Origin of the sequence: Planococcus versutus (genome assembly GCF_001186155.3) — a bacterium.
GTDB lineage: Bacteria > Bacillota > Bacilli > Bacillales_A > Planococcaceae > Planococcus > Planococcus versutus.
This window is the reverse complement of sequence record NZ_CP016540.2, coordinates 1,226,035-1,251,319: the sequence shown is the minus strand read 5'-3', so window position 1 is coordinate 1,251,319 and position 25,285 is coordinate 1,226,035. Positions and strand designations below refer to the sequence as shown.

The 25,285-nt window shown below is 38.9% G+C and carries 22 protein-coding genes, 1 pseudogene and 1 other annotated feature; of the genes and pseudogenes, 8 read left to right on the top strand and 15 right to left on the bottom strand.

Features of this window, described 5'->3' with window-relative positions; translation table 11 throughout:
- The first annotated feature begins 3 nt into the window (after positions 1–3).
- Both hisJ and I858_RS06370 read left to right on the top strand, forming a co-directional pair.
- A complete protein-coding gene (gene hisJ / locus I858_RS06375) occupies positions 4–804 on the top strand; it encodes a histidinol-phosphatase HisJ (RefSeq protein WP_065524321.1) in 801 nt (266 codons plus the stop codon).
- 53 nt (positions 805–857) lie between these two features.
- Positions 858–1,337: a GAF domain-containing protein gene (locus I858_RS06370; protein WP_065524322.1), complete on the top strand. Its 480-nt coding sequence runs from the start codon at positions 858–860 to the stop codon at positions 1,335–1,337.
- Between the two features lie 46 nt (positions 1,338–1,383).
- On the opposite strand, the gene megL is transcribed toward I858_RS06370, so the two are convergent.
- Positions 1,384–2,592: a methionine gamma-lyase gene (megL, locus tag I858_RS06365; RefSeq protein ID WP_065524323.1), complete on the bottom strand. Its 1,209-nt coding sequence runs from the start codon at positions 2,590–2,592 to the stop codon at positions 1,384–1,386.
- A gap of 332 nt (positions 2,593–2,924) precedes the next feature.
- On the opposite strand from megL, the gene rpsD reads away from it, so the two are divergent.
- Both rpsD and I858_RS06355 read left to right on the top strand, forming a co-directional pair.
- Positions 2,925–3,527, top strand: coding sequence for a 30S ribosomal protein S4 (gene rpsD / locus I858_RS06360; protein ID WP_065524324.1), 603 nt, complete (start codon positions 2,925–2,927; stop codon positions 3,525–3,527).
- 566 nt (positions 3,528–4,093) lie between these two features.
- Complete coding sequence (locus I858_RS06355) at positions 4,094–4,897, top strand: cobalamin-binding protein (RefSeq protein WP_065524325.1); 804 nt, start codon at positions 4,094–4,096, stop codon at positions 4,895–4,897.
- A gap of 87 nt (positions 4,898–4,984) precedes the next feature.
- On the opposite strand, the gene I858_RS06350 is transcribed toward I858_RS06355, so the two are convergent.
- Complete coding sequence (locus I858_RS06350) at positions 4,985–5,422, bottom strand: YflT domain-containing protein (RefSeq protein WP_065524326.1); 438 nt, start codon at positions 5,420–5,422, stop codon at positions 4,985–4,987.
- 144 nt (positions 5,423–5,566) lie between these two features.
- Positions 5,567–6,832, bottom strand: coding sequence for a tyrosine--tRNA ligase (gene tyrS, locus I858_RS06345; protein ID WP_065524327.1), 1,266 nt, complete (start codon positions 6,830–6,832; stop codon positions 5,567–5,569).
- Between the two features lie 77 nt (positions 6,833–6,909).
- Positions 6,910–7,098, bottom strand: a binding site (T-box leader).
- Positions 7,099–7,202: 104 nt separating this feature from the next.
- On the opposite strand from tyrS, the gene I858_RS06340 reads away from it, so the two are divergent.
- Complete coding sequence (locus I858_RS06340; RefSeq protein ID WP_065524328.1) at positions 7,203–10,205, top strand: transglycosylase domain-containing protein; 3,003 nt, start codon at positions 7,203–7,205, stop codon at positions 10,203–10,205.
- Between the two features lie 49 nt (positions 10,206–10,254).
- On the opposite strand, the gene acsA is transcribed toward I858_RS06340, so the two are convergent.
- Positions 10,255–11,973, bottom strand: a complete 1,719-nt coding sequence (gene acsA / locus I858_RS06335; RefSeq protein ID WP_065524329.1) for an acetate--CoA ligase — start codon at positions 11,971–11,973, stop codon at positions 10,255–10,257.
- 166 nt (positions 11,974–12,139) lie between these two features.
- On the opposite strand from acsA, the gene I858_RS06330 reads away from it, so the two are divergent.
- From I858_RS06330 to I858_RS06320, 3 genes are read left to right on the top strand one after another with little or no spacing between them, the layout of a single operon-like run.
- The gene (locus I858_RS06330; protein WP_065524330.1) at positions 12,140–12,772 is read left to right on the top strand and encodes a GNAT family N-acetyltransferase; all 633 of its coding nucleotides are present in this window, start codon (positions 12,140–12,142) and stop codon (positions 12,770–12,772) included.
- 23 nt (positions 12,773–12,795) lie between these two features.
- Entirely contained in the window at positions 12,796–13,440 is a 645-nt protein-coding gene (locus I858_RS06325) for an acetoin utilization AcuB family protein (RefSeq protein ID WP_065524331.1), read from the top strand.
- Entirely contained in the window at positions 13,410–14,588 is a 1,179-nt protein-coding gene (locus I858_RS06320) for an acetoin utilization protein AcuC (protein ID WP_420812634.1), read from the top strand. The genes I858_RS06325 and I858_RS06320 overlap by 31 nt, the downstream gene beginning before the upstream one ends.
- A gap of 76 nt (positions 14,589–14,664) precedes the next feature.
- Here the strand turns inward: I858_RS06320 and ccpA are convergent, their stop codons facing one another.
- From ccpA to I858_RS06265, 11 genes and pseudogenes are all read right to left on the bottom strand, one after another.
- The gene (gene ccpA / locus I858_RS06315) at positions 14,665–15,663 is read right to left on the bottom strand and encodes a catabolite control protein A (protein WP_065524332.1); all 999 of its coding nucleotides are present in this window, start codon (positions 15,661–15,663) and stop codon (positions 14,665–14,667) included.
- A 98-nt stretch (positions 15,664–15,761) separates the two neighbouring features.
- The gene (locus tag I858_RS06310; protein ID WP_065524333.1) at positions 15,762–16,847 is read right to left on the bottom strand and encodes a bifunctional 3-deoxy-7-phosphoheptulonate synthase/chorismate mutase; all 1,086 of its coding nucleotides are present in this window, start codon (positions 16,845–16,847) and stop codon (positions 15,762–15,764) included.
- Between the two features lie 169 nt (positions 16,848–17,016).
- Positions 17,017–17,346: a bacillithiol system redox-active protein YtxJ gene (ytxJ, locus tag I858_RS06305; RefSeq protein ID WP_065524334.1), complete on the bottom strand. Its 330-nt coding sequence runs from the start codon at positions 17,344–17,346 to the stop codon at positions 17,017–17,019.
- A 16-nt stretch (positions 17,347–17,362) separates the two neighbouring features.
- On the bottom strand, positions 17,363–18,160 hold the full coding sequence (locus I858_RS06300; RefSeq protein ID WP_065524335.1) for a YtxH domain-containing protein: 798 nt from the start codon (positions 18,158–18,160) through the stop codon (positions 17,363–17,365).
- A 38-nt stretch (positions 18,161–18,198) separates the two neighbouring features.
- A complete protein-coding gene (locus I858_RS06295) occupies positions 18,199–18,690 on the bottom strand; it encodes a DUF948 domain-containing protein (RefSeq protein ID WP_065524336.1) in 492 nt (163 codons plus the stop codon).
- Positions 18,691–18,823: 133 nt separating this feature from the next.
- Positions 18,824–20,136 (bottom strand): annotated as a pseudogene (gene murC, locus I858_RS06290) (UDP-N-acetylmuramate--L-alanine ligase).
- Between the two features lie 237 nt (positions 20,137–20,373).
- On the bottom strand, positions 20,374–22,935 hold the full coding sequence (locus I858_RS06285) for a DNA translocase FtsK (protein WP_065524337.1): 2,562 nt from the start codon (positions 22,933–22,935) through the stop codon (positions 20,374–20,376).
- Between the two features lie 6 nt (positions 22,936–22,941).
- The gene (gene ytpR / locus I858_RS06280) at positions 22,942–23,550 is read right to left on the bottom strand and encodes a YtpR family tRNA-binding protein (RefSeq protein ID WP_065524338.1); all 609 of its coding nucleotides are present in this window, start codon (positions 23,548–23,550) and stop codon (positions 22,942–22,944) included.
- Entirely contained in the window at positions 23,547–24,362 is an 816-nt protein-coding gene (locus I858_RS06275; RefSeq protein WP_065524892.1) for a DUF1444 family protein, read from the bottom strand. Before I858_RS06275 ends, ytpR begins: the two co-directional genes overlap by 4 nt.
- 64 nt (positions 24,363–24,426) lie before the next feature.
- Positions 24,427–24,744: a thioredoxin family protein gene (locus I858_RS06270; protein WP_065524339.1), complete on the bottom strand. Its 318-nt coding sequence runs from the start codon at positions 24,742–24,744 to the stop codon at positions 24,427–24,429.
- A 12-nt stretch (positions 24,745–24,756) separates the two neighbouring features.
- Complete coding sequence (locus I858_RS06265; RefSeq protein WP_239457223.1) at positions 24,757–25,278, bottom strand: hypothetical protein; 522 nt, start codon at positions 25,276–25,278, stop codon at positions 24,757–24,759.
- Between the last annotated feature and the right edge of the window lie 7 nt (positions 25,279–25,285).

Below are 25,285 nucleotides of genomic sequence, written 5' to 3'. Positions count from 1 at the left end.
TTTATGAAACGAGATGGTCACATTCATACTCCCTTTTGTCCGCACGGGACAAAAGACTCAACTGAATTGTATATTAAAAAAGCAATAAAGTCCGGATTTACGGATATTTCTTTTACTGAGCATGCGCCTCTTCCTTCCAACTTCACAGATCCAACTCCTGCACAAGACAGCTGCATGAGTATGGATCAGCTATCGTTGTATATAGATGAAATAACACACTTAAAAAAACAATATCAACGTGAAATTCATATTCGTTTAGGATTAGAAGTGGATTATATTGAAGGTTTCGAAAAAGAAGTACGTTCTTTTTTAGATGGCGTTGGTCCTGCACTCGACGACACCATTTTATCAGTTCATTTTCTAAAAGTAGCAAACCGCTATTTTTGTGCTGACTTTAGTAAAGAAGTATTTGCAGAACTCACAGCTGCTTGTGGTTCTGTAGAAGCTGCTTATGCACTTTATTATGACACACTTGAAAAGTCAATTTCTGCAGATCTTGGTCACTTTAAACCAAAACGCATCGGTCACCCAACATTGATCCATAAATTTCAGTTAGCACATGGTGAACAACTGGATGACGATGCACAAATTCGTCGAACTTTGCAATTGATGAAAACAAATAATTTCGAACTTGATGTCAACGGTGCTGGACTTTCAAAAACTGATTGCCAAGAAGCATACCCACCGCTTTCTTATATTGACTATGCTAAATCACTAGGCATCCCACTCGTCTTTGGATCAGATGCTCATAATGTCAATGACTTGCATAAGCATTACGATAAATTTTATACTTATTTAAGTTGAGCAGGTTAAACTTTTAGCAACAGTAGGAACAAATAGAAATGAGGGAAATTCTTATGTTTACACAAACAAGTTACAGCGGTAACAGTAGTGAACAGTACACGATGCTTTCAAAGCAACTAGATGCTTTGTTAGAAGGTGAAAATAACAGCATCGCAAACTTGAGTAATGCTTCAGCTTTACTTAATCAATTTTTAGAACGCATTAACTGGGTCGGGTTTTATTTGATGGAAGATGGCGAACTCGTTCTTGGTCCTTTCCAAGGTCTTCCAGCTTGTGTTCGCATTGCAGTCGGAAAAGGTGTTTGTGGCACGGCCGTTTCCGACAAAAAAACCATGTTAGTTGAAGACGTTCAAGCATTCCCTGGCCACATTGCTTGTGATGCAGCTTCTCGTTCAGAAATCGTCATTCCTTTAATGAAAGAAGATCAAGTAATCGGTGTGCTAGATATCGACAGTCCAGAGACAAATCGTTTTACGAAAGAAGATCAGCAAGGTCTTGAACTTTTCGTAGACGTATTAATGAAACATCTATAACAGAAGAAAGACCCGAAACTCAGTTTTTGAGTTTCGGGTCTTTTCATTAAATTTCTTGAAGCTTTGGTTTTACTTGCTCGAATGCTTTGCTTAAATCATTGACTAAGTCATCTGTGTGTTCCAGTCCAATCGACAAGCGCAATAAAGAATCACTAATACCCATTGCTTGTCTGCTTTCAGGAGGCACGACTGCATGAGTCATGGTTGCTGGGTGCTGAATCAATGTTTCAGCATCGCCAAGACTAACTGCGATCTTGATCAACGACAAAGCGTTTAAGAAAGCTTGTGCTTCTTTTTTTCCGCCTCTAATTTCAAACGAAATCAACCCGCCACCTTCGCGCATTTGACGTTTCGCAATGTCAACTTGCGGGTGATTTTCATCAAATGGATAATAGATATTTTCAACAATTTCTTGCTGTTTTAAAAACGCCACTATTGTTTTGGCATTGCTAACGTGTCGATCCATGCGAACATGTAATGTTTTTAATCCTCTTAACAACAGCCATGCATCAAATGGAGACATAATGCCACCCACATCTTTTTGTACCGTCATGCGAATATGTTGCATTTCTTCTGCATCACTTCCAACTAAAACACCACCAACTACATCTCCATGACCGTTCAAATATTTAGTCGCGCTGTGCAAAACAAAATCGGCTCCCATTCGGATTGGATTTTGCAAATACGGTGAACAAAACGTGTTATCCACAATGACACGGATATTATGTTTATTCGCAACAGCCACTACCGCTTCAAGATTGACTAACTCCATTGTTGGGTTTATTGGTGTTTCGACATAAATACACACCGTTTCTGGACGAATTGCTTTTTCTACTTCTTCTTCTGTTGTCATCGAAACTAAATCATGCGTAATGCCATATTTTTCTTCCATTATTTCAAGCAAACCAAACGTACATCCATATATCCCTCTCGAACAAAGAACGTGATCTCCAGCCTTTGTTAAATAAATCAAAATTGCACTAACCGAAGCCATCCCGGACCCAAAAGCTAATGCACCTTGACCTCCCTCAATTTCTGTCATTCGCTCTTCAAGCACACGAACTGTCGGATTACCAAGTCGCGAATAAATATTGCCTTCGCTGTTTCCTGCAAAACGATCTTCTCCTTGTTCTGCATTAGCAAATGAATAAGTTGAAGTTTGATAAAGCGGTGTCACCAAACTATCATGATGGTTGGAGCTGTCATAGCCTTTATGGATGACTGCTGTTTCAATCTTCATTTCTTTTTCTTTCATTGTACACTACATCCTTTCGTTCTTATTGAAAACGCTTACATATATACTCACTACCATTCTACCTTGAACGATAAAAAAAAGAAAGCTACCTTTGCTACTTAATTCTCTAGCTCGCTGTTGACTTAAGCTTACAAAATCAGTTATACTATGCTTTGTGTAAAATAATCGCAGCAGTTGTATGTGCGTGTTTGTCCATTTTGTTCCTCATAGTAGGTGTATCGCGTAACTCTTTGGCTGCTGAGCGAAGGTACAAGAATATAAAATGGCTTACAGCATGAATGCATCTGGTTTTTATTTTACTCTAAAAACCAAAAATAGAGGAGGAGACTTACATGTCTCGTTATACAGGTCCATCATGGAAACTTTCACGCCGCTTAGGAATTTCACTTACAGGTACAGGTAAAGAATTAGAAAAACGCCCTTACGCACCAGGTCAACACGGTGCTAACCAACGCAGAAAAGTTTCTGAATATGGTTTGCAACTACAAGAAAAGCAAAAACTACGCTTTATGTACGGAGTAAACGAACGTCAGTTCAAAACGTTGTTTAACAAAGCTGGTAAAATGGAAGGCAAACATGGTGAAAACTTCATGATCCTTCTTGAGACTCGCCTTGATAACGTTGTTTACCGTTTAGGTCTTGCGCGCACTCGTCGCCAAGCTCGTCAAATCGTAAACCACGGTCACATCCTTGTTGATGGCAAACGCGTTGACATTCCGTCATTCAGCGTGAAACCAGGACAAGCAATTGCTTTCCGCGAAAAATCAACTAACCTTGATGTAGTAAACGAAGCAATCGAAGTAAACAACTTTATTCCTGAATACGTAACTATCGATACTGATAGCAAAACAGGAACTTTTGTACGCTTACCAGAACGCAGCGAATTGTCTGCTGAAATCAATGAACAGTTGATCGTTGAGTACTACTCACGTTAATTTAAAATTGATTTCAAAAACCCATCAAACCTTTGTTCATTCAACGGTTTTGATGGGTTTTTTTTATTCATATAGTGTTCGAGCAGTTTGCAAACATGCTGTCGCATCGCACTAATAAAGTCTTATCACGAATTCTGGATGTTTTTATGGAGAATTCATATTTTTTTGCTTTAATATTTGAGCAAGCGTATTATATACTTCAATATCAATAAATGTAATACCCAGTTGCACTTGCCGTTTGAGCAATCATCGTATCAACTTTGAGTACACCTGACAAATCAATAAACTTTTCTTCACAACTAGCTATTGCTTTAAATCGACAAGGATCCTACGATTCACTAATTCCTCTGCGACTTCGCAATCTCCCACACCGCTGTCTTATCAATTTCACTCGTATTCATATATAAAGTGCCCATTTCTACTAGAACCACACGTATCAATCAACTAACACAATCAAAATTAACCTTCTCTTTACTTTCACTATAGGGTTTTTAAGTTATTACAGCGATTACCAGGAAAACTTTTCTTGTATCATGGTAAACTAAACAAAATGGAGGTGGAACTAAATGCGTATTATTTCAATTTGCCCAAGTAATACAGAACTATTGGCATTTTTAAACGCTGAACACATGTTAGTGGGTGTTGATGATTATTCAGATTGGCCACAAAACATTACAACTTTGCCAAAACTTGGACCCGATTTATCTATTCGTATGGATGAATTAGAAGCGTTAAAACCGGATTTGGTACTAGCCTCACTTAGTGTTCCAGGAATGGAGAAAAACGTTGATGAATTAGTACGACGAAAAATCCCTCACCTCGTTTTGGATCCACAATCACTTACTGAAATTGGACAAGACTTATTAAAAGTAGCTGAAGCTTGCGGAATTGATGCAACGGCTATCCACGCTGAATATTTATCTGTTATTGCAGATATCCAATCACGTGGACACAAAGCAAACAGTCGTCCTTCTCTATACTGGGAATGGTGGCCAAAGCCAGTTTTCACTCCTGGCAATATTAACTGGTTAAATGAGATTAGCAGCATAACGGGCGGCCGTAACCTGTTCGATGACACGGATTCTGCCAATATCCAGACAAATTGGGCAGACGTACTAGAGCGTCAGCCTGATTATATTCTACTTGCATGGGTTGGTATATTAACGTCAAAAGTGAAACCTGAACTCATTAAAAAACGTCCCGGCTGGAATGATATGAAAGCCATCCATCACATTCATGTGATGGATGAGGATTTGTATTGCCGCCCTTCTCCTCGCCTAATTGAAGGTGCCATTCGTTTAGGGAAACTAATTCATCCGGAACAATTTGAAGGGATGAAATTACCGCGCTTTATTAAAGAAAAAAAGTAAAGCGTTAGCGCTACTAGTTGCATGCTTCTTACAAGTCGAACAACAAGCCATCCTCGATTGGATGGCTTGTTGTTCGACTTTCTTTTTTTATAATCCAGCTTGTCCACGTCCACTTGCGTTTAAAGGATCATTATCAATCCGTCTTTTACCAGCTCTTATTGTTGTATCTGTGTCATTTTCAATAAGTAGATCCTGTTTTGTTGTAAACATGTCCTGACCACTGCGATTTGGTATGGTGTTTTCATCTTCTTCAACCAACACCAATATTTTACCTTCATTAAAATGGGTTTCATACATTCCCACTTTATTCTCTGGTACTCCAAGACGATTAAGAGTTCGAGCTAGTCCACCTGTAGCTCCCTCTCTTCCTGCACATGTCTTCGTGTTTTTAGCAATCGTTTCGGTTTCTTGATTATCTTTGCTTAATACTGAGATTTTTTTATTGTTATATCCTTGTTGCTGCAAATTTTCAATTGCTTGAATGGCTTCGTGTTCTGTTTTATAAAATCCAACTACTCTTGACATTTCTAACGCCTCCTTGAAGTTTTAGTAAAGTCAATCGCGTTCCACTTATTTTATCCTTTTTCAACTTATTTAAACGTATATTGATTGTGTTTGGCAGTATAAAAAAACAGCCAGAAAAATTCTGACTGTTTTTTTGAATATTTTTTATTGAAAGTGCACCATGTGGTATTTCTTTTTGCCTCGACGAATAATAGCAAAAACATCTTCTAAGCGATCTTTCGCATCAATGATGTATTCTAAATCTGTCACTTTTTCACCATTTACTGAAATTGCACCATTTGTAACATCTTCACGCGCTTGTCTTTTCGACGAGGAAATACCAGCTTCTACAATCAAGTCCACAATTGACTTGTCTTCTTTTGGCATTTCCACAGAAGGAACGTCTTTAAATGCGGCTTTCATCTCTAAAGAAGACAAAGCCTTCAAGTCTCCACTAAACAACGCTTTGGTAATTCGCTGAGCATCTGCAAGTGCAGCTTCCCCGTGAATCAGTTTTGTCATTTCTTCTGCCAGCGTTTTTTGCGCTTGGCGTAAATGCGCTTCAGTTTCAACCGTTTTTTCTAACGCCTCAATGTTTTCACGGCTAATGAATGTAAAAATCTTCAAGTATTTGATTACATCTGCATCAGCTGCATTGATCCAAAACTGGTAAAACTCATAAGGTGTTGTCTTTTTTGGATCTAACCATACAGCCCCACCCGCTGATTTCCCAAATTTTGTACCGTCTGCTTTTGTAACGAGCGGAATGGTAATACCAAATGCCTTTACTTCTTCGTCATGTGTTTTGCGAATCATTTCAAGACCTGAAGTGATATTGCCCCATTGATCTGATCCACCAATTTGAATACGGCAATTGTGTTCGTTGTACAAGTGGTTAAAGTCAATTGCTTGGATCAGCGTGTATGAAAACTCTGTAAATGAAATTCCTGTTTCTAGCCGTGACGCAACCGAATCTTTAGCGAGCATGTAATTAACTGAAATCAATTTGCCGTAATCGCGCAAAAATTCGATAACGCTCATCGCACCAATCCAATCACGGTTATTGACCATTTTTGCTCCGTTTTCTGATTTAAAATCAAAAATTTGTTCCATTTGGACTTTGATTCCGTCAACATTGCGATCAATTTGTTCAGTCGTTTGCAATTGACGTTCTTCGTTTCGTCCTGAAGGATCTCCAATCATCCCAGTAGCCCCGCCGACTAACAAAATTGGCTGGTGACCATGCATCTGAAAACGGCGTAATGTTAATAGCGGCACAATGTGTCCAATGTGCATACTATCTGCAGTTGGATCGACTCCACAGTATAAGGAAATTTTTTGTTCGTTCAATAATTTTTCCATACCTTCTTCGTCCGTTTGTTGGTATAGTAATCCACGCCATTGTAAATCTTCAATTAATTTGTTAGCCATTTCAATTCCTCCTCAAATTTTAAAAACCGATGAGTGCTATAAAAGTCCACATAAAAAGCCCCTGCATGAAAAAGTCATGCAGGGGCGCAATTGCGCGGTACCACCCAGCTTGGAGAATAAATTCTCCTTCTCATCATGTGTCAAACGGGACACTTCCGTAAACTCCAGACCTGTAATTCGATTTATGCATTTTGACCGATTTGCACCAAACACCGGCTCTCTAAACAAAATTACACACTCTACTTCGGATCTTTCACTGTTTAAATATGAAATATAGTAACAGTTTACTTTATTATCTCAACTTGTCAATAAGCTTAGTGGCATTTATAAGAATATGATATACTATAAAAGATTTTAGGAGGGCGATAACGTGCGTGAAAAAATTAAAAACTGGATAGATAACATTGAGAAAACCACCAATAGATGGACTTCAACCTCATGGTTCAAGCGAATGAGTATAACAACAGGTGTTATATGGAACTTAGCATTGATTTTCGCTATTGTATTCGTCACAGGTGGCGTTTTTGCCGCATCTGTTGGTGCAGGTTATTTTGCTTCATTAGTAGATGAAGAAAATCTACGTTCTGAAGATGAAATGCGTGCAGAAATTTATAGTTATGAAGAAACAACTGAAATGTTTTTCGATAATGATGTCTATATCGGAAAAGTCCAAACAGATTTAGAGCGAAAAGAAACCACGCTAAAAAATATTTCAAAAACTGCAATTAACGCCGTGTTGGCCACAGAAGATGAATACTTTATGGAACACGAAGGTATAGTTCCAAAAGCTATTTTCCGTGGATTGTTGCAAGATGTCTCAAACGCTGATAGCCAGACGGGCGGCTCTACATTGACGCAGCAACTCGTAAAAAACCAAATTTTGACAAACGAAGTTTCTTATGAACGAAAAGCTAAAGAAATTCTGTTGGCGATGCGTCTTGAAAAATTTATGACCAAAGACGAGATTATTGAAGCATACCTCAATATTATTCCGTATGGCCGTAATTCTTCAGGCGCAAATATTGCTGGTATCGAAACAGCAGCTAATGGCATATTCAACAAGTCGGCAAAAGACTTAAGTTTACCTGAAGCTGCATTTATTGCCGGCATTCCAAAAGCACCTTTTTATTACACGCCATACAATACATATGGCAAAGTAAAAGACGATGCTGGTTTACAACCTGGACTCGATCGAATGAAGACCGTACTTTTCCGTATGAAAGAAGAAGAATACATTACGCAAGAAGAATATGACGAAGCCATTGCTTTTGACATTAAGAAAAACTTCCGTAAAGACGAATCGCGTTCACGCGATAACAACCCCTATGTCACAAACGAACTTGAAAAACGAGCCATGCGGATTCTTATGGATGTTCTCGCTGAAAAAGACGGATTAGATCCTATAACACTAGAAGAAAACAATAAACTTTATGAAAAATATGCAATTTTAGCTGACCGAGCAGTTCGTTCAAATGGTTACCGGATTCACTCAACCATTAACAAAGACTTGTACTTGGCTCATGAAAAAGCTAAAGATGCTTATACACGATACGGCACAGAATTAACAATCCCTACCACCAATAAAGATGGTGAAGAAATCATGAAAAAACTTCCCGTACAAGTTGGAAGTATGATGATTGAAAACAAAACAGGTCGTATTTTAAGTTTTGTCGGTGGGCGCGATCATGAAATCGAAGCATTAAACCATGCAACACAAGCTTATCGTTCAATCGGTTCTACTGTAAAACCATTATTGGTTTACGGACCAGCACTGGACTTAGGCGTAATTGGTGCCGGTAGCCCAGTTGTTGACGTTAAATTCACTTTAAACGACAACGGTAAACCTTGGACACCAGCAAACTTTGTTCCAACAAGTGAGCAAGGCATCATGTCGGCACGCGATGCATTAGCACAATCTCAAAACTTACCGGCTCTTCGTTTATTCGGACAAATTAGAGAACAAATGCCAATCAATTACTTGATCAACGCAGGCTTTTCACGTGTTGAAGAAAAATCAAATGATTATCCTTCAACTGCATTAGGTGGCGGTGTTGAAGGCTCTGTAGAAGAACTAACAAGTGGCTATGCCACTATTGCCAACGGCGGAAAAAAAGTAGAACCGTATATGATTCAACGAATTGAAGACGCAGACGGTAATATCATTTTCGAACACGAAGTGGTTGAAAAAGAAATTTACTCGCCACAAACCGCTTACATTCTAACCGATATGTTGCGAGACGTATTTAAAACAGATCGTGGTACTGCGAACCGAGCAAATAGCTTATTGAACTTTGGTGCAGACTTTGCTGGTAAGACTGGTACGACTCAAGATACAAAAGATGTTTGGTTAGTTGGTTATAATCCAAACATTACAATGGGTCTATGGCTTGGATATGATAGTGAAAAATATTCTCTAGATATTTATCCGAATACTAATTTACAGCCATCTGTACGTGTAAATCAGCTGTGGGCAAGCTTAATGAACACAACTTATCAAACAGTTCCTGATTTAGTTGGAGCGAAGTCAACTTTCAAACAGCCTAAAGGTGTTGTTACTAAGTCGTTTTGTGGAATTTCTGGTTTAGCGCCAGGTGGAGCCTGTCAAAGTGCAGGACTTGTGCGTTCAGACTTATTTAACGAAAAAGTTATGATTCCATCGGAAAAAGATGATAGTTTGACAAGTGGTTCTTATACAACAATTAACGGTAAGCGCTATGCCGCATTCTCTAGCACGCCAAGCGAGTTCGTTTCAGGCGGTGGTATTGGCGTTTCTAAAAAATATATCGATCGCATGATGGCTCCATTTGGTGGAGACGCTAGCAAATTGTTCCCTGGCAACTCTAGATTTTCTTCTATTGTGGCAGGATCTACGTTCAACGCAGATAGTTCTACTCCAAGTGGTGTTCGTGCTTCGATTAGTGGTAATACGATTTCATGGACCAATTCTGGTTCAAATGACGTAGTTGGCTATCGCGTTTATAAAGGCGGGTCTCGCGTTGCTTCGATTTCAGAATCTAGAAGCAATTCGTATACCGCAAACGGTGCTGGAAGTTATGTAGTTGTGGCCGTAGATATTACTGGTAAGCAGTCTGCTGCCTCCAACAGCGTCAGCATTGCCGCACCAAAACCAAAACCAAAGCCGGAACCAAAACCAACTCCAAAACCTGAAGAAAAAGAACCTAAAAAAGAAGCACCTGAAAAAGAAGAAAAAGAACCTGAAAAAGAAGAGGCGCCTGCTGAAGAGCAAGAAGCCGAAACTGCTCCTCAAGAAGAAGCACCTGTTGAAGCGGAGCCTGAAGAGCCAGTTGAGAAAGAACCTGCTCCTGAAGAACCCGTAGAACCTGAAGAACCTGCTGAAGACGACGCAGCCTAATAACAAAAACCCGATTCGCTAGTTTTAGCGAATCGGGTTTTTTAAATAATTAGTCTTCCATCGAAGACAAGTCACCAGCTGGTAAATCTAATTCCCATGCTTTTAACACACGACGCATAATTTTACCGCTTCGTGTTTTTGGAAGTTTTTCTTTAAACTCAATTTCACGTGGCGCTGCGTGAGCCGACAGTCCTTTTTTAACAAACTGCTGAATGTCTTGGACCAACTCTTCTGAAGGTTTGTAACCATTATTCAATGCTACAAACGCTTTAATGATTTCCCCACGAATCGGATCGGGTTTGCCAATCACTCCTGCTTCTGCTACGGCTGGGTGTTCAAGTAATTTACTTTCTACTTCAAATGGTCCAACACGTTCACCTGAAGTCATAATCACGTCGTCCACACGACCTTGGAACCAGAAATAGCCTTCTTCATCCATATATGCAGAGTCTCCGGATACGTACCATTTATCTTTCAAGAAATAAGATTCATATTTAGCTGGGTTGTTCCAAATTTGACGCATCATCGCCGGCCACCCTTTTTCAATCGCCAAGTTGCCCATTTGGTTTGGTGGCAATTCGTTTCCTTGGTCATCTACAATTGCGACTTTGATGCCTGGTATTGGTTTACCCATTGAGCCAGGTTTAATTGCCATCGCTGGATAATTACAGATGGTTTGCGCTCCGGTTTCAGTCATCCACCACGTATCGTGAATTCGTTTATCAAATACTTCGGCTCCCCATCGAACCACTTCTGGATTTAATGGCTCTCCTACAGATAATACATGTCGCAGTGTAGATAAATCATATTCTTTTACTAACGCATCTCCTGCGCCCATTAGCATACGGAATGCTGTTGGCGCGCTATACCAAATGGTTACACCAAAATCTTCAATGGCTTTATACCAACCATCAGGAGAAAAACGCCCTCCGAGTATGACTGTCGTGACACCATTTAACCAAGGTGAAAACACGCCATAAGCCGTTCCAGTCACCCATCCTGGGTCAGCAGTACACCAGTAAATATCGTTTTCGGTGAAATCCAGTACCCACTTACCTGTTTGATATTGTTGAACCATCGCATATTGAGCATGTAAAACGCCTTTTGGCTTGCCGGTTGAACCTGAAGTGTAGTGAAGAACCAACCCATCTTCTTTATCTAACCATTCAAGTTCAAATTTATCTGAACGGCTTGATAAATACTTCAGCACATCAACCTGTCCTTTTTGCTCAGCCACATCTTCACCAACAATGAAAATGGTTTCAAGCTTTGGCAAGCGGTCATATGGAATCCGGTCTAGTAACTCAGTTGTCGTAATAATTGATTTTGCTCCACTATCGTCAAGACGGTCATAAATAGCACCTTCCATAAACGCTTCGAATAACGGTCCAACAATCAGACCCATTTTCAATGCACCAAACATTAAGAAATACAGTTCTGGCGAACGCGGCATGAAAATAAAAATGCGATCTCCTTTTTCCAAAGCTGAATTTTCTTTTAGTAAATTAGCAGCACGATTTGTCATGCGCTTCATCTCATAAAATGTATAAGACTCATTTCGATTTTGATCTTTATAGTAAAGAGCTACTTTGTTTTTTCGGTGAGATTCTGCGTGACGATCAATCGCTTCGTGGGCCATATTCATTTTTCCACTTTGATACCAACTAAATTCTTTCTCCACTTCAGCCCAATCGAAATTTGCGGCTACTTCTTCATAATTATGTAATTGATGTTTTCCTGCTCTTGCTGGTAGTGATTCTACTCTCATACTATCCATCCTTTCATATTGATTACTTATATTCTACAACATTGTCACAATTGAATGCGAATTATTTAAATTATTTAGAAAACACTACTTATGGTGAAGGCTTTTTTCCAAATCTGATCCTGTTCATGTATAATATAGCTAATTGCTACAGATCGGCGGTGAAAAAGTGGAACACAAAAAAACGTATAATTCTCTAGAGTTAGAAACTAAACACGGCGTTGTGGTTATTGAAGGACCTATTTATGGAAAAGAGTTGAGTGAACTTGATTTCCACGAAGACTTAGTAGCTTTTAGACCACCTGCCCAACAGCATAAAGCAATTACTGAAATTGCTGATTTACCAGAAGGACGGATTCTCATTGTTCGCGATGAGAAAATGATTGTTGGTTATGTAACATTTCTTTATCCTGATCCGTTAGAACGATGGTCAGAAGGCAATATGGAAAATCTTATTGAACTTGGGGCAATTGAAGTGATCCCCAAATATAGAGGCAGTGGTGTCGGTAAATCATTATTGAGAGTTTCAATGATGGATGATGCTTTTGAAGATTTCATTGTGATAACAACCGAATATTATTGGCATTGGGACTTGAAAGGGACGGGTTTAAATGTCTGGGAATACCGAAAAATTATGGAAAAAATGATGCAGGCCGGTGGACTTGAATATTATGCAACAGATGATCCTGAAATCAGCTCTCATCCAGCCAATTGTTTAATGGCCAAAATCGGAAGTCGTGTCGACAACGAATCTATTCAACAATTTGATCAACTGCGGTTCATGAATCGCTACATGTATTGATTTAACTTAAAGGGGTGCTTCTATTGTTAGTTGAAGAAATTATGAAAACTGAAGTATATACATTGAGATCCGATCAAACCGTTCAAGATGTTATGAATTTGTTTAAAGAACACCGAATTCGACATGCACCAGTTGTCGAAGATGAAAAAGTAATCGGTATTGTAACAGACCGTGATTTGAAAGAAGCAGTTCCTTCGAGATTTACCGTATCTCCTAAAGGAGAACCTTATAAAAAGAAAGTCTCAGAAATTATGACAGCAAATCCTGTCATCACGCACCCGCTCGATTTTGTCGAAGAAGTAGCGATGATCTTTTATGAACACAAAATCGGCTGCATTCCTGTAGTTAGCAATCAAAAACTAGTCGGTTTTTTAACAGAAACAGATCTTTTGTATACCTTTATTGAACTGACAGGTGCGCATCAGCCTGGTTCACAAATTGAAGTGCGTGTTGAAGATCGATCCGGTGTGTTATATGAAGTCTCTAAAGTTTTTCATCAGCAACAAGTAAATGTGCTAAGTGTACTCGTATACCCCGATAGAAAAAACAGCAATCAAAAAGTTCTTGTTTTCCGCGTTCAAACGATGAATCCATTAACGATTATCAGCGAACTGAGAAAAGAAGGATTTGAAGTTCTATGGCCAAGCACGCCACAGATGAACGAATGAGACACGCAGTATTTGTCTTTTCAGAAGATCAATTGGGGTATAAATTTTCTGAAACGCATCCATTCAACCAGAAAAGACTTGTATTAACGATTGATTTATTAGAAAAAATGAACGCGCTTTCAAGCGATTTGTTTGTTCCTGCACGGATTGCGACAGATGAAGAATTATTATTAGCGCATGATGAACGTTATATTGATATCGTCAAAAAAGCTAGCCGTGGGGAAATAACACCTGAAGCTGGTGAGAGCTATGGAATCGGTACAGATGATACACCTATTTTTGAAAACATGCATGAAGCTAGTGCGCGTCTTGTGGGGGGTACTTTAACCGCTGTAGATTATGTTATGGAAGGAAAAGCCCAACATGCATTAAATTTAGGCGGAGGTCTTCATCATGGCTTTAAAGGCAAAGCATCAGGTTTTTGTATTTATAATGACAGCTCTGTTGCGATTAATTACTTAAAGAAGAATTATAATGCGCGCGTGCTTTATATCGATACCGATGCTCACCACGGCGATGGTGTTCAATGGAGTTTTTATGACGATCCTGATGTTTGTACTGTGTCTATTCACGAAACAGGTCGCTATCTCTTCCCAGGAACCGGAAATATCAATGAACGAGGCAGTGGTCAAGGTTATGGTACGTCTTTTAACTTTCCAATTGATGCTTTTACAGAAGACGAATCTTTTCTCGAAATTTATCGAACATCGATAAGAGAAATCACAGAATTTTTTAAACCAGATGTGATTTTAACACAAAACGGTGCCGATGCTCATTATTTAGATCCTCTGACGCATTTGTACGGTACTATGGAAATTTACAAGGAGATACCAAAGATTGCACACGAACTCGCTCATGAGTATTGCGGAGGACGCTGGATAGGTGTTGGAGGCGGTGGCTACGATATTTGGCGCGTAGTACCAAGAGCTTGGTCGCTCATTTGGATGGAAATGAATAATATTCCATCTCCTACAGGTAAATTGCCAGAATCCTGGTTAAAAAAATGGCAACCTGAATCTCCTGTGAAATTAATTGAAACGTGGGAAGACCCACCCAATATGTACAAACCCATTCCGCGTAAAGCAGAAATTACTGATAAAAATGCACAAATGCTCAACAAAGCTTTGTATATGATGCGCAATAGATAAGAAAGTGTTATATATCCAACAAAAAAAGACCAACCGCTAAATTTTCCGGTTGGTCTTTTTACGTGCTATAAAAAAGTTAATCGTTTTTAGTTGATTGTCTTTCTTCAATTCGGTAAGGCAAAATTACTTGCTTTTCTTCAATTTCTTCTTTGTTCATGTACTTTGTCAACAAACGCATGGAAACAGCACCAATGTCGTACAGTGGAAACGCAACAGAGGTTAACGTTGGACGCGCCATACGCGCGAGCTTAGAATTTTCATAACTAATAATTTCTACATCTAATGGAATGTTTTTGCCTTGTTCTTCTAAAGCATGAATTACACCAACCGACATTTCATCATTACTGACAAAATAAGCAGTAGGCTCCATTGCCAATAAGCTTTGTGCGGCTGCTATACCTTCGTCGTATGAGTTGTTACACTCAACTACCAGTTTTTCATCGTAACCTAATTCAGCATCTGCTAACGCTTCTTTGTAAGCTTTTAGTTTATACTCTTTGTTGATCATTGAAGTGAACGGTCCTGAAATGAACGCAATTTTCTTGTGTCCATTATCAATAAATTTCTTCATTGCTTCATAAGCGGCTCCATAATAATCAATATTAACCGAAGCAATCGTCGCAGATTCATCAATAGATCCAGCTAACACAATAGGCGTTGGAGAACGTTTCATTTCTTTTAGCAGTTCAGTTGAAATGACATCACTCATGAATACAATTCCATCTACTTGCTTTCCGAGCATGGTTTCCAATAACTGAAGTTCTTTGTTTTCGTTTTGATCTGAATTCGACAAAATAATATTATAGCGATACATTGTCGCGATATCTTCAATTCCACGAGCCAATTCAGCATACAGGCTATTGGAAATATCGGGTATAATGACGCCGACCGTTGTTGTTTTTTTACTGGCAAGTCCCCTTGCTACTGCATTTGGACGATAACCTAATTCTTCAATAACTTTCAATACTTTCTTTCTCGTAGCCGGCTTAACGTTTTGATTGGCATTAACTACACGTGACACAGTTGCCATGGAAACGTTTGCTTCTCTTGCTACATCATATATCGTAACGGTCATTGTGCGCCCTCCTTTTCCACTCTTTCTTTAATCATACGACAAAAACTTCGATAATATCAACTAAAAAAGAAAAGCCGGAGTGACTCCGGCTTTTCTTTTTATACTTTCATTTCATATTGTTTCATGAATTTCATTAAAGCCTCGTAGTACTCATCGAATTGCCCTAAATCCATTTGCTGTTGAGCATCTGATAATGCAACCGCTGGGTCTGGATGAACTTCAGCCATTACGCCATCTGCGCCAATCGCGATAGCCGCTTTCGCTGCCGGAAGCAATAAATCACGGCGACCCGTTGAGTGAGTTACGTCAACAAAAACGGGAAGGTGTGTTTCTTGTTTTAAAATCGGCACTGCTGAAATATCTAATGTATTGCGTGTTGCTTTTTCGTACGTACGAATTCCACGCTCACATAAAATAATGTTTTCATTTCCTGAAGCGATGATGTATTCAGCTGCATGAATAAATTCATCGACAGTTGCTGACATTCCACGTTTCAAAAGAACAGGTTTATTGATCTGTCCTACTGCTTTTAATAATTCAAAGTTCTGCATATTGCGTGCACCAACTTGGACAACGTCTACATAATCAAGAGCCGCTTCAAGATGTCCCGGTGTAACAATTTCCGAAACGACAGCTAGCTTGTATTGATCTGCAGCTTTTTTCAACATCTTCAATCCGTCTAATCCAAGTCCTTGGAAATCGTAAGGAGATGTGCGCGGCTTGTAAGCTCCACCACGAATCATTTTCAATCCTTTTCCACCAATTGCTTCAGCAACTTTCATCACTTGTTCTTGGGATTCTACTGCGCAAGGTCCAAAAATAAACGAAGGATCTCCTGCGCCTATTTGCTCACCGTTAATCGTAATCACAGTGTCATCCGCTTTCTTCTTGCGTGAAACAAGTAAAGCTTTGCGAATATCTTCTTCTTGCATATCCAATGCCGATTTAAAAATTTCTTTAAAAATATGGTCAACAGTTTTTTGATCTAATGGACCGTCATTATTATCTTTTAACAAATCTAACATGTGGCGTTCGCGTAAAGGATCGTAACGAGTGACTCCTTGTTTTTCTTTTAATTTTCCGATATTTTGAATTACGGAAGCTCTCTCATTAATAAGAGACAGAATCTGCAGGTTGACTGCATCTACTTTTTCTCTAAGCTGCTCTAAATCTAAATTATTCATTCTAACACTTCCCCTTTCGCGAATAACCCTTATCAGGTGACGCATATTATCATGATAGGACTATTATAAGCAAACTATTCGTGAAAGTCACGAAAAAAGTTTTAGCGCTTCAACGCGTTAAAGTTATTTTGCAAAAAAAAAAAAGCCAGAGCACAATGGCTCCGACTTTTCAAAAAATAAATTCTTTCATTGATTTACTTTTAATATCGTCATGGGAAGCATGCCAGTCCACTGTTTGACTTGTAAAATGAAACAATTGAGGCGACTCGTGTTTAACTCCAGTGATTTCTTCAATCGCTTTAGAAAAATCAGGATCTTCCTGCACAACAAGGTATAAGAAAATTTGATTTGAGTGCAACGAAGCATACTCATTGTATTCATCCCAAGCATTAGCGGATACGGGGCATGTACTGCTATGTTTAAAAAGCCAGTAATGCTGATTATGTGCTACTGCCTGCTTTAAACTATCCATACTGTCTACATGCGTTAAGTTCTTCATCTAAATCGCTCCCAGATTAATTCTTTTTATTATAGTTGTTGTTTGATGAATTTGAAGATGACTTGTTTTTGTTGTTACTGCTGTTGCTAGTAGTTGTATTTGAGCCAGTTGATGACGATTTATTACTGTTATTGTTGCTGCTAGTCGTGTTTGGACCTTTGCTGGCATTTGCAGTATTACTATTGTTGTTGCTAGATGTATTGTTTACTACTGATGAGCTTGACGTTGATTTTTTTTCTTCTTTAACTTCTTCAACAGCTTCTTTTAAAGCATTAGCCGTAGACGTAAAAGCATCTGAATTTTTAGTATCTGTTAGACTCGGTGTGTTTTGAACTGTCGAATGAATATCGATAGACTCTTCACCTTCAGATGAAGCTGTGCCATCGTCCATTGGTGAACTGCCAGCCTTCATGCTTTTTACTTTATCGACTACTTTTGTTGACTGCTCTTTCAATTGTTGTGCAAAACCACCCGAATCATCGCCATCAGCATCTGATTGTTGAGCAGCTTTTTCCTTTAATGAAGTAGCTTGAGTTTTAAGATCAGCTTGGAATTCTTTACCTGATTTAGGAGCTAAAAATAGTGCTGCTGCTGCGCCAATAACGCCACCTACTAAAATGCCGACCAAGAAACTTGATCCGCCGTTTGACTCCTCGTAATCGTAAAGGTCATCGTAGCGATTTGAAGCTCCGTATGACTGAGGTACATAGTCGCTTTGTTGATAGCTTCTGCTGTTATTGTCTTTATATTGTCCACCTTGTGTGTAAAAATCATTTTGATCGGATTGTGAGTAATAGTTCTTATTTTTGCTCATTAATATTCCCTCCAAAGGATTAAATAGTTAACTAAAATTTAGTATTGCCCGCTATGTGGTAGTTTTTTCTGTCCTGGAACAGGAGTTTGAGTAGCATTTGCACGAGCTTCATAAATTTTACGCTCAGTCCATTTATCACGAATGCCCATAAATACGTTACCCCACTGAACTACTTGTGCAATCTTATCTTCATTTTGTTCTACTTGTACCCCAACTCTTGACGTAATGTGGCGAACTGTAGAATTCAAATCAGTTACTGAGTTGCCGACACCTTTAACAGCATCAACTACACCATTTAGTTTTTCTGATTTTACTTGAATGTCTTCAGCAAGCTCATTTGTTTTGTGTAACAAATTTGTTGTTTCCAACGTTACTCCTTGCAATTGATTTTCAAGACCCGAAACAGTACCTGAAACTTCCTTTAATGTGTTTTTCAACGAATTTAATGTCACTGCCAACGCTACGCATAGAATTAAGAATCCAACTGCGGCTACGATCGCGGCAATGTAAAGCAAAATTTGCCAATCCATACTTTTTCCTCCTTGTAAATGAAATATGTTATACCTCTTTTTACCCTTAGGGTGGTAGGGTTAAACACTGTCTTTATCATTATTCGACAAAAACAGTTTTGTTCCTGCATAAAAAAACAGTTTAACTCAAAAGTTAAACTGTTTCCTCTTCATTTAATATTATTTCAAATGCTTCTTTGAACTTGGTAACATCTCCTGCACCCATAAACAAATAAACGGCACGACCATGTTTAGTGATCGAAGCTATCTCATTTAACTGTAAAAGCTCGCTATCTTGAATTTTTTCAGCCAAATCTTGAATTTTCATTGTTCCTGCTTTTTCACGTGCAGAACCGAAAATGTCACAAAGATAAACTTGATCTGCTTCAGCCAAACAATCTGCAAACTCTTGTAAAAAAGTTTGAGTACGCGTAAATGTATGTGGTTGGAAAACAGCCACAAGTTCACGCTCTGGATATTTTTGGCGGACCGATTGCAAGGTAGCACGAATTTCTGTCGGATGATGCGCATAGTCGTCAATTAAAATCCGATCTCCAATTGATGTTTGTGTAAAGCGTCTTTTAACTCCTTCAAAATCTTCAAATTGCTGTTGAATGATCTCTGCTGGAATGCTTTCGTAATGACAAAGAGAAATAACAGCCAATGCATTTAATATGGCATGATCCCCAAACATTGGAAGATGAAAAGTATGGAAAAACTCATTGCGAATGACTACGTCGAAAGTAGTGCCTTCAACTGTTTTCACAATATTTCTTGCTTGGAAATCATTTTCTTCTCCAAAACCATAGTAAACCACTGGAATGGGTGCTTGAATTTGTTGCAAATATTCATCATCACCACAAGCAATGATGCATTTCTTTACTTGTTGTGCCATTTCTTCAAAAGCTTTAAAGACATCATCGACACCCGTGAAGTAGTCAGGGTGATCGTAATCAATATTGGTCATGATGGCGTAATCCGGATGATATGCAAGAAAATGGCGACGATATTCACAAGCTTCCGCTACGAAGAAGTGAGAATCTTCTTGACCGACGCCTGTTCCATCACCTATCAAATAAGAAACTGGTTTATAACCAGCTAATACATGAGCCATCAAACCTGTGGTTGATGTTTTTCCATGGGCACCAGTAATTGCAATAGATACGTATTGGCTCATCAAATCGCCTAAAAATTGGTGATACCGAATAATTGTGGCACCTAATTCTCTTGCTTGAACCAATTCTGGATGGTCATCACCAAATGCATTCCCAGCAATGATGGTCATCTCTTTTTCTATATTTTTTGGATCAAACGGCAAAATCGTTATGTTCCTTTCACGTAAACGATCTTCCGTGAAAAAATGCTGATCGATATCTGAACCTTGAACTTGTTTCCCCATATCATGCATGATTTGCGCAAGGGGCTCATACCAGAACCTTTAATCCCGGTAAAATGTAAAACTGTCATAAATGGACCTCCTGTGGGAGTTGAAAATTAGTCTACATAAGTCGCTTAAAGCGAATTCTATAGCCGGTAAAGATAAACATAGTAGATGATTATATCATAAATGTGTCTTTCTTGAAAATGCTATTGTACTCAAAGCACTTCATTCTTTAGTGTATCGTTTCTAGCGATTGAAAGTGGGAAGAGACTTGTTCTTCAAAAATCGAAGTCGTCTGCGGAAAACCAGCAGACGACTCCTCGTTAACTAAAAACTTCTTCAATATCATTTTCTGTAATTAAAACTGTGCGGGCTTTGCTTCCATTTTGTTCAGAGATAAAGCCATGCTGTTCAATCAAGTCCATCAATCGCGCTGCACGGTTATAACCAATGTGAAATTTCCGCTGTAAGAGCGATGTTGAAGCACTTCCTTGCACCATGATAAATCGACAAACTTCTTCAAATAAATCATCTTGTTCAGAAGGAGACTCACTGCGTTTAATCAATTCTTCTTCTTTAAAAAAGTACTCTGGTTCTCCTTGCGATCGAACATGCTCTATTACTTTTTCAATTTCATCATCTGTAACAAACGTTCCTTGTAAACGGCTAGGTGCAGACATGCCATTTCCAAGATACAACATGTCCCCTCTTCCAAGTAGTCGCTCTGCTCCCTGAGAATCTAGAATAGTTCGGCTATCTACTTGAGAAGAGACAGAAAATGCAATACGAGTAGGGATATTGGATTTAATCAATCCAGTGATGACATCAACAGAAGGTCGTTGAGTGGCTATCACTAAATGAATTCCACATGCACGTGCTTTTTGAGCTATCCGGCAAATGGAGTCTTCAACGTCAGATGGTGACATCATCATTAAATCAGCAAGCTCGTCGATCACAATTAAAATATATGGAAGATGTTGTGCATAATTTCCTTTTTCTTTTACTAATTTATTGTATCGACTAATGTCTCGAACACCGCTATGTGCAAATAATTGATAACGACGTTCCATTTCCTCTACTGCCCACTTTAACGAAGCCGTAGCAGCTTTAACATCCGTAATAACCGGACTGACAAGATGTGGAATATGGTTGTATGGTGCCAGTTCAACCATTTTAGGATCGATTAACAACAACTTCAAATCACGTGGTGACGATTTATACAATAAACTAACTAATATCGAATTAATACAAACAGATTTTCCCGATCCAGTAGCTCCAGCAATCAAACCATGTGGCATTTTGCGCAGATCTAACGTGACAGGCTTTCCTGTTAAATCTAGACCTAGTGCTGCTTCAAGTGGTGAATCTGATTCTTCAAATACGGAACTTTCAATAATCTCAGAAATACGCACAGCACGACTTGTGCGATTCGGAATTTCAATACCGATTGAGCTCTTGCCTGGAATTGGTGCTTGAATCCGAATATCACGTGCTGCCAATGCTAATTTCAAATCATCTGCAAGGTTGCGAATTTTACTAACTTTAACGCCTTGTGCAACTTTTAACTCAAATTGTGTCACAGCAGGTCCTTGAACAGTACTCAAAATTTCAGCTTTAATTTGGAAGTGTGATAGCGCTTCGATTAATCGCTCGCCTTGTTCTGCCATCCATTCTTCGTCTTTCCGGTCGTTTTCTGGAGCCATCAAATAACTTGGTAACGGAAAACGATAGGCTTTTGCTTGACTTTCTGATACTGAATTCAGTGAATGTGCTGGTTGTTCAACTGTATTTATCGTTTTTTTTTCCGCTTGTAACTCTTGCCGTGCAGGTTTTTCATCATTTACTTGTGCACTAGACTGGGTTTTTTTAGTTAACAATTCTTTATCTGATTTAAGCATTAACACATTAAAAGGCACTGTTTTTTCACGTTTTTTTACAACTTCTGGCTTAATGATAGATTTTACTTGCACTTCTATCTCTGGTTCTTGTGTCAGGTTTGATTCCTGAACTGTTACCGGGTCTATTTCCGATTCTTGTTGTATTTCTGGTTCTAATTCGAGCTCTGGTTGTATTTCTATCTCTTTCTCTGTTATCAGTTCCATATCTAGTTCTTGATGTACATTTAATTCTGACTCTACGACTGCGTCATCTATTGAAACCAATTCAATTTCTGGAGATGTTGTTTGTAGATCCGTTGTTTTTTCTTGAGCCTCTTCTTTCAATGACGAAGTCTTTGCTTCCCGCTCACGTGCTTCTATCACAAATGATTCTGTATTCGACACCACTTTCGTTTCTGGTGTTACTGACTTAATCTCTGTATTCGACTGCTGCCCTGCTTCTTTTTTGTCAGAAGAACGAATTTTATGTTCAACTGTTGTTCGTGGTTTGTGGAATCCAGCTCTTGCTTTTTCTTGAATAGCTTCATCATACATTTCACGATCTAACTTACTTTCACGTTGCTCTTCAACCTTTTTTTGAATCGGTTCTGGTCGCGACACATTATAACCGTGAACCGGTGACACTGAACGACTTGGTTCAAAACGACGCACATTAACAGCAGGCGTTTCAATCACTTTACGTTTTTTTGATGGACGAATTGGTGCTTCTATTGGTCCCATTAGAGGTCCTTGTGCCGACTGAAATGCTTTTTTTCGTAAAACTTCTCTTTCTTGCTCATCAAATATCGGCATTTTCGAACTTGGTTCAGAGCGTCTCACATCTTTAATGAACTCATCTTTTTCTTCATCTGGAATAAGTGGGAAACGAAATGGTGCTTTTTCTTTTTTTTCGGTCGGGGCCGTTTCATAGATGACGTCTTCATTGTTTTCCTCTACGTCATCTGCTTCAGTAAACATACGATTCCATACGTTTTTAATCCAGCTCATACTCTATTACGCCTTCACTTCAAAAGCAGAGCCGATTTCTGCATCTTCAGGCAAGACAAGAATGCCTTTTGCCTCAGGTGCATCTGGCAAAGCTAATTCTTTTGCTGAACAAATCATTCCAGACGATGCCACTCCCCGAAGTTCCGCATCGCGAATAATCATGCCAGAAGGCATAACAGCTCCTACTCTTGCTATGACAACCTTCTGACCTTGTTCTACGTTTGGCGCACCACAAACAATCTGCAAGTGCTCGTCGCCTAGAGCTACTTGACAAACATTCAGTTTGTCAGCATTTGGATGCTTTTCTTTTGCTTCTACATAGCCCACAACAAATTTAGGTGAAAAATCCACTTCAAGAACAAAATCGATGTTATTTTTGGCTAACGCATGTTGAATAACTGTAACTAGTTCTTCTGTTACTTCTACTTGCTTATTTCCGGATATTTCCGCATAGCTCGAAGCATTAAATAAATTAAATCCAGCAATTTCACCTGCACCATCTTTAATTAATGTGACATCTCCAAATTGTTCAGGGTGAATTTTTTCTGGCGTTTCTGTTTGCAGTTGGACGAGCAACACGTCGCCAATTCCTTGTTTGTTATAAAAGATATTCATTTTTTATCGTTCTCCTCATTAGGTCTATTTTTCGCCATGATGAAAATTGGCTCTAGTTCCTCATTTTCATAAATGAACGATAAGGAAGTGATCGGCACTTTGCCATTCGTAAAGAAATGCATAGCCATTTGCGCGAGCACATCGTATCCCGTTTCATTTCGGATATCACCAATAATCAATACGTCTTGGTGAGGGACAGATACGGTCATATCTCCTGTTATTTTTAATTTCATTTCTTTTAAAAAAGATTCATTTAAAATTCGTGAAGCATCGTATCCATCGTTTTCATTTAGAAAATAAAAGACATTTCCTGCAACATGGTCTTCTTTTACAGCGGTTTTCAGTTTTCTCACTTGAAACTTCGCTATTTCTTTAATCTGCTCTTCTGTCAGACTTAATGAATTTACCACATTTTCATCAATTAAGCGATAGGTAGTCCCAGCATCCAACGCAAAATAAATGCGTGTTTCTGCCGTATGATCTGCTGTAATAAATTTATGTCCTTCATTCGATTCAGTCGGAAATGACGTTGAGCGAATCACCGGAAAGATATGCTCCGTTGATTTCATTTCACCTTTTGCTTCTTTTTCCATTGCTTCGAATGTTTCAGTGATGGTATAGACAATTTCTTGAATCGCTGCGTCCCCTTTTGCTTCAAAACGGTTAATGACTTGTGGCAACGAAATGCTCATCCCTTTGCCCAATTCTGTATGTTGGATATTCGCAACATCTTTTTCACGATCAAAACGCCACTCTAATTGGCGACTTGGCATACGCTCTCTTAAGATATTAAAAAGTTCTGTGGATTTCATCATTATTTTGCCTCACTTTCATAAATAAACGGTTCAGCCTATTTTAGGCGAACCGTTTTTGTTATTATTGTGACAATTTCGAAATAAACTCTTCGATTTCTGTTTGTGTTTTGCGGTCTTTACTCACATAGCGACCTGCTTCTTGACCATTTACGTACGCTAAAAAACTGGGAATACCGTAGATATCCAGTTCAATGCATAGATCAATAAACTGATCACGATCTACCGAAACAAATGTATAATTTGCAAATTTCTTTTGAATTTTAGGTAAGACTGGATCGATAATACGACAATCTGGACACCAGTCTGCTGTGAACATAAAAATTATAGCCGGCTCTTTTGTTAATGCATGAAATTCTTCAGTCGATTGTAGGTTTCTCATTTGAACAATCTCCTATTCTGTATAATTAATTGAACAGACTGTTTTCATCATCCAATTCATGTCTTCTGAAAGCTTGTGATTTGTTGTGATGGTTGATAGTTTTACACCACCAGTCCCAACAACTAGCTCCAGCTTATCCTCCGCAATTTCTGATACGGTGACAAAGCCAAACCGCTCATTCTGTTGGAACACTTCATCTGCTAGCCATAACTGCTGCGGATTCACTTTTTGCAATTCGTAAAAAATTGTGCTCGACTCATGTTCATTTGGATTGATAAGCAATGAAAAGGTATCGTCACCTTTTGTAATCAAACCTTGAAAGTCATTTTGTGATTTTTGGAGCACATAGCCGTTTGGTATGTATAAGTCCGTTTGTCCCATTTTTTCATTTATTGTTTTTGGCTCTGCTTCAAACGCATCTCGTGCATTTGATATTCCCTGAGTAACCAGTTCTTCTGGGGCTGTCGTGCAACCGGCTAATATGCCAATTAACAAAAGCAGCAAAATCATCCTTCCAGATCGAGGCACGCTCATTCCTCCT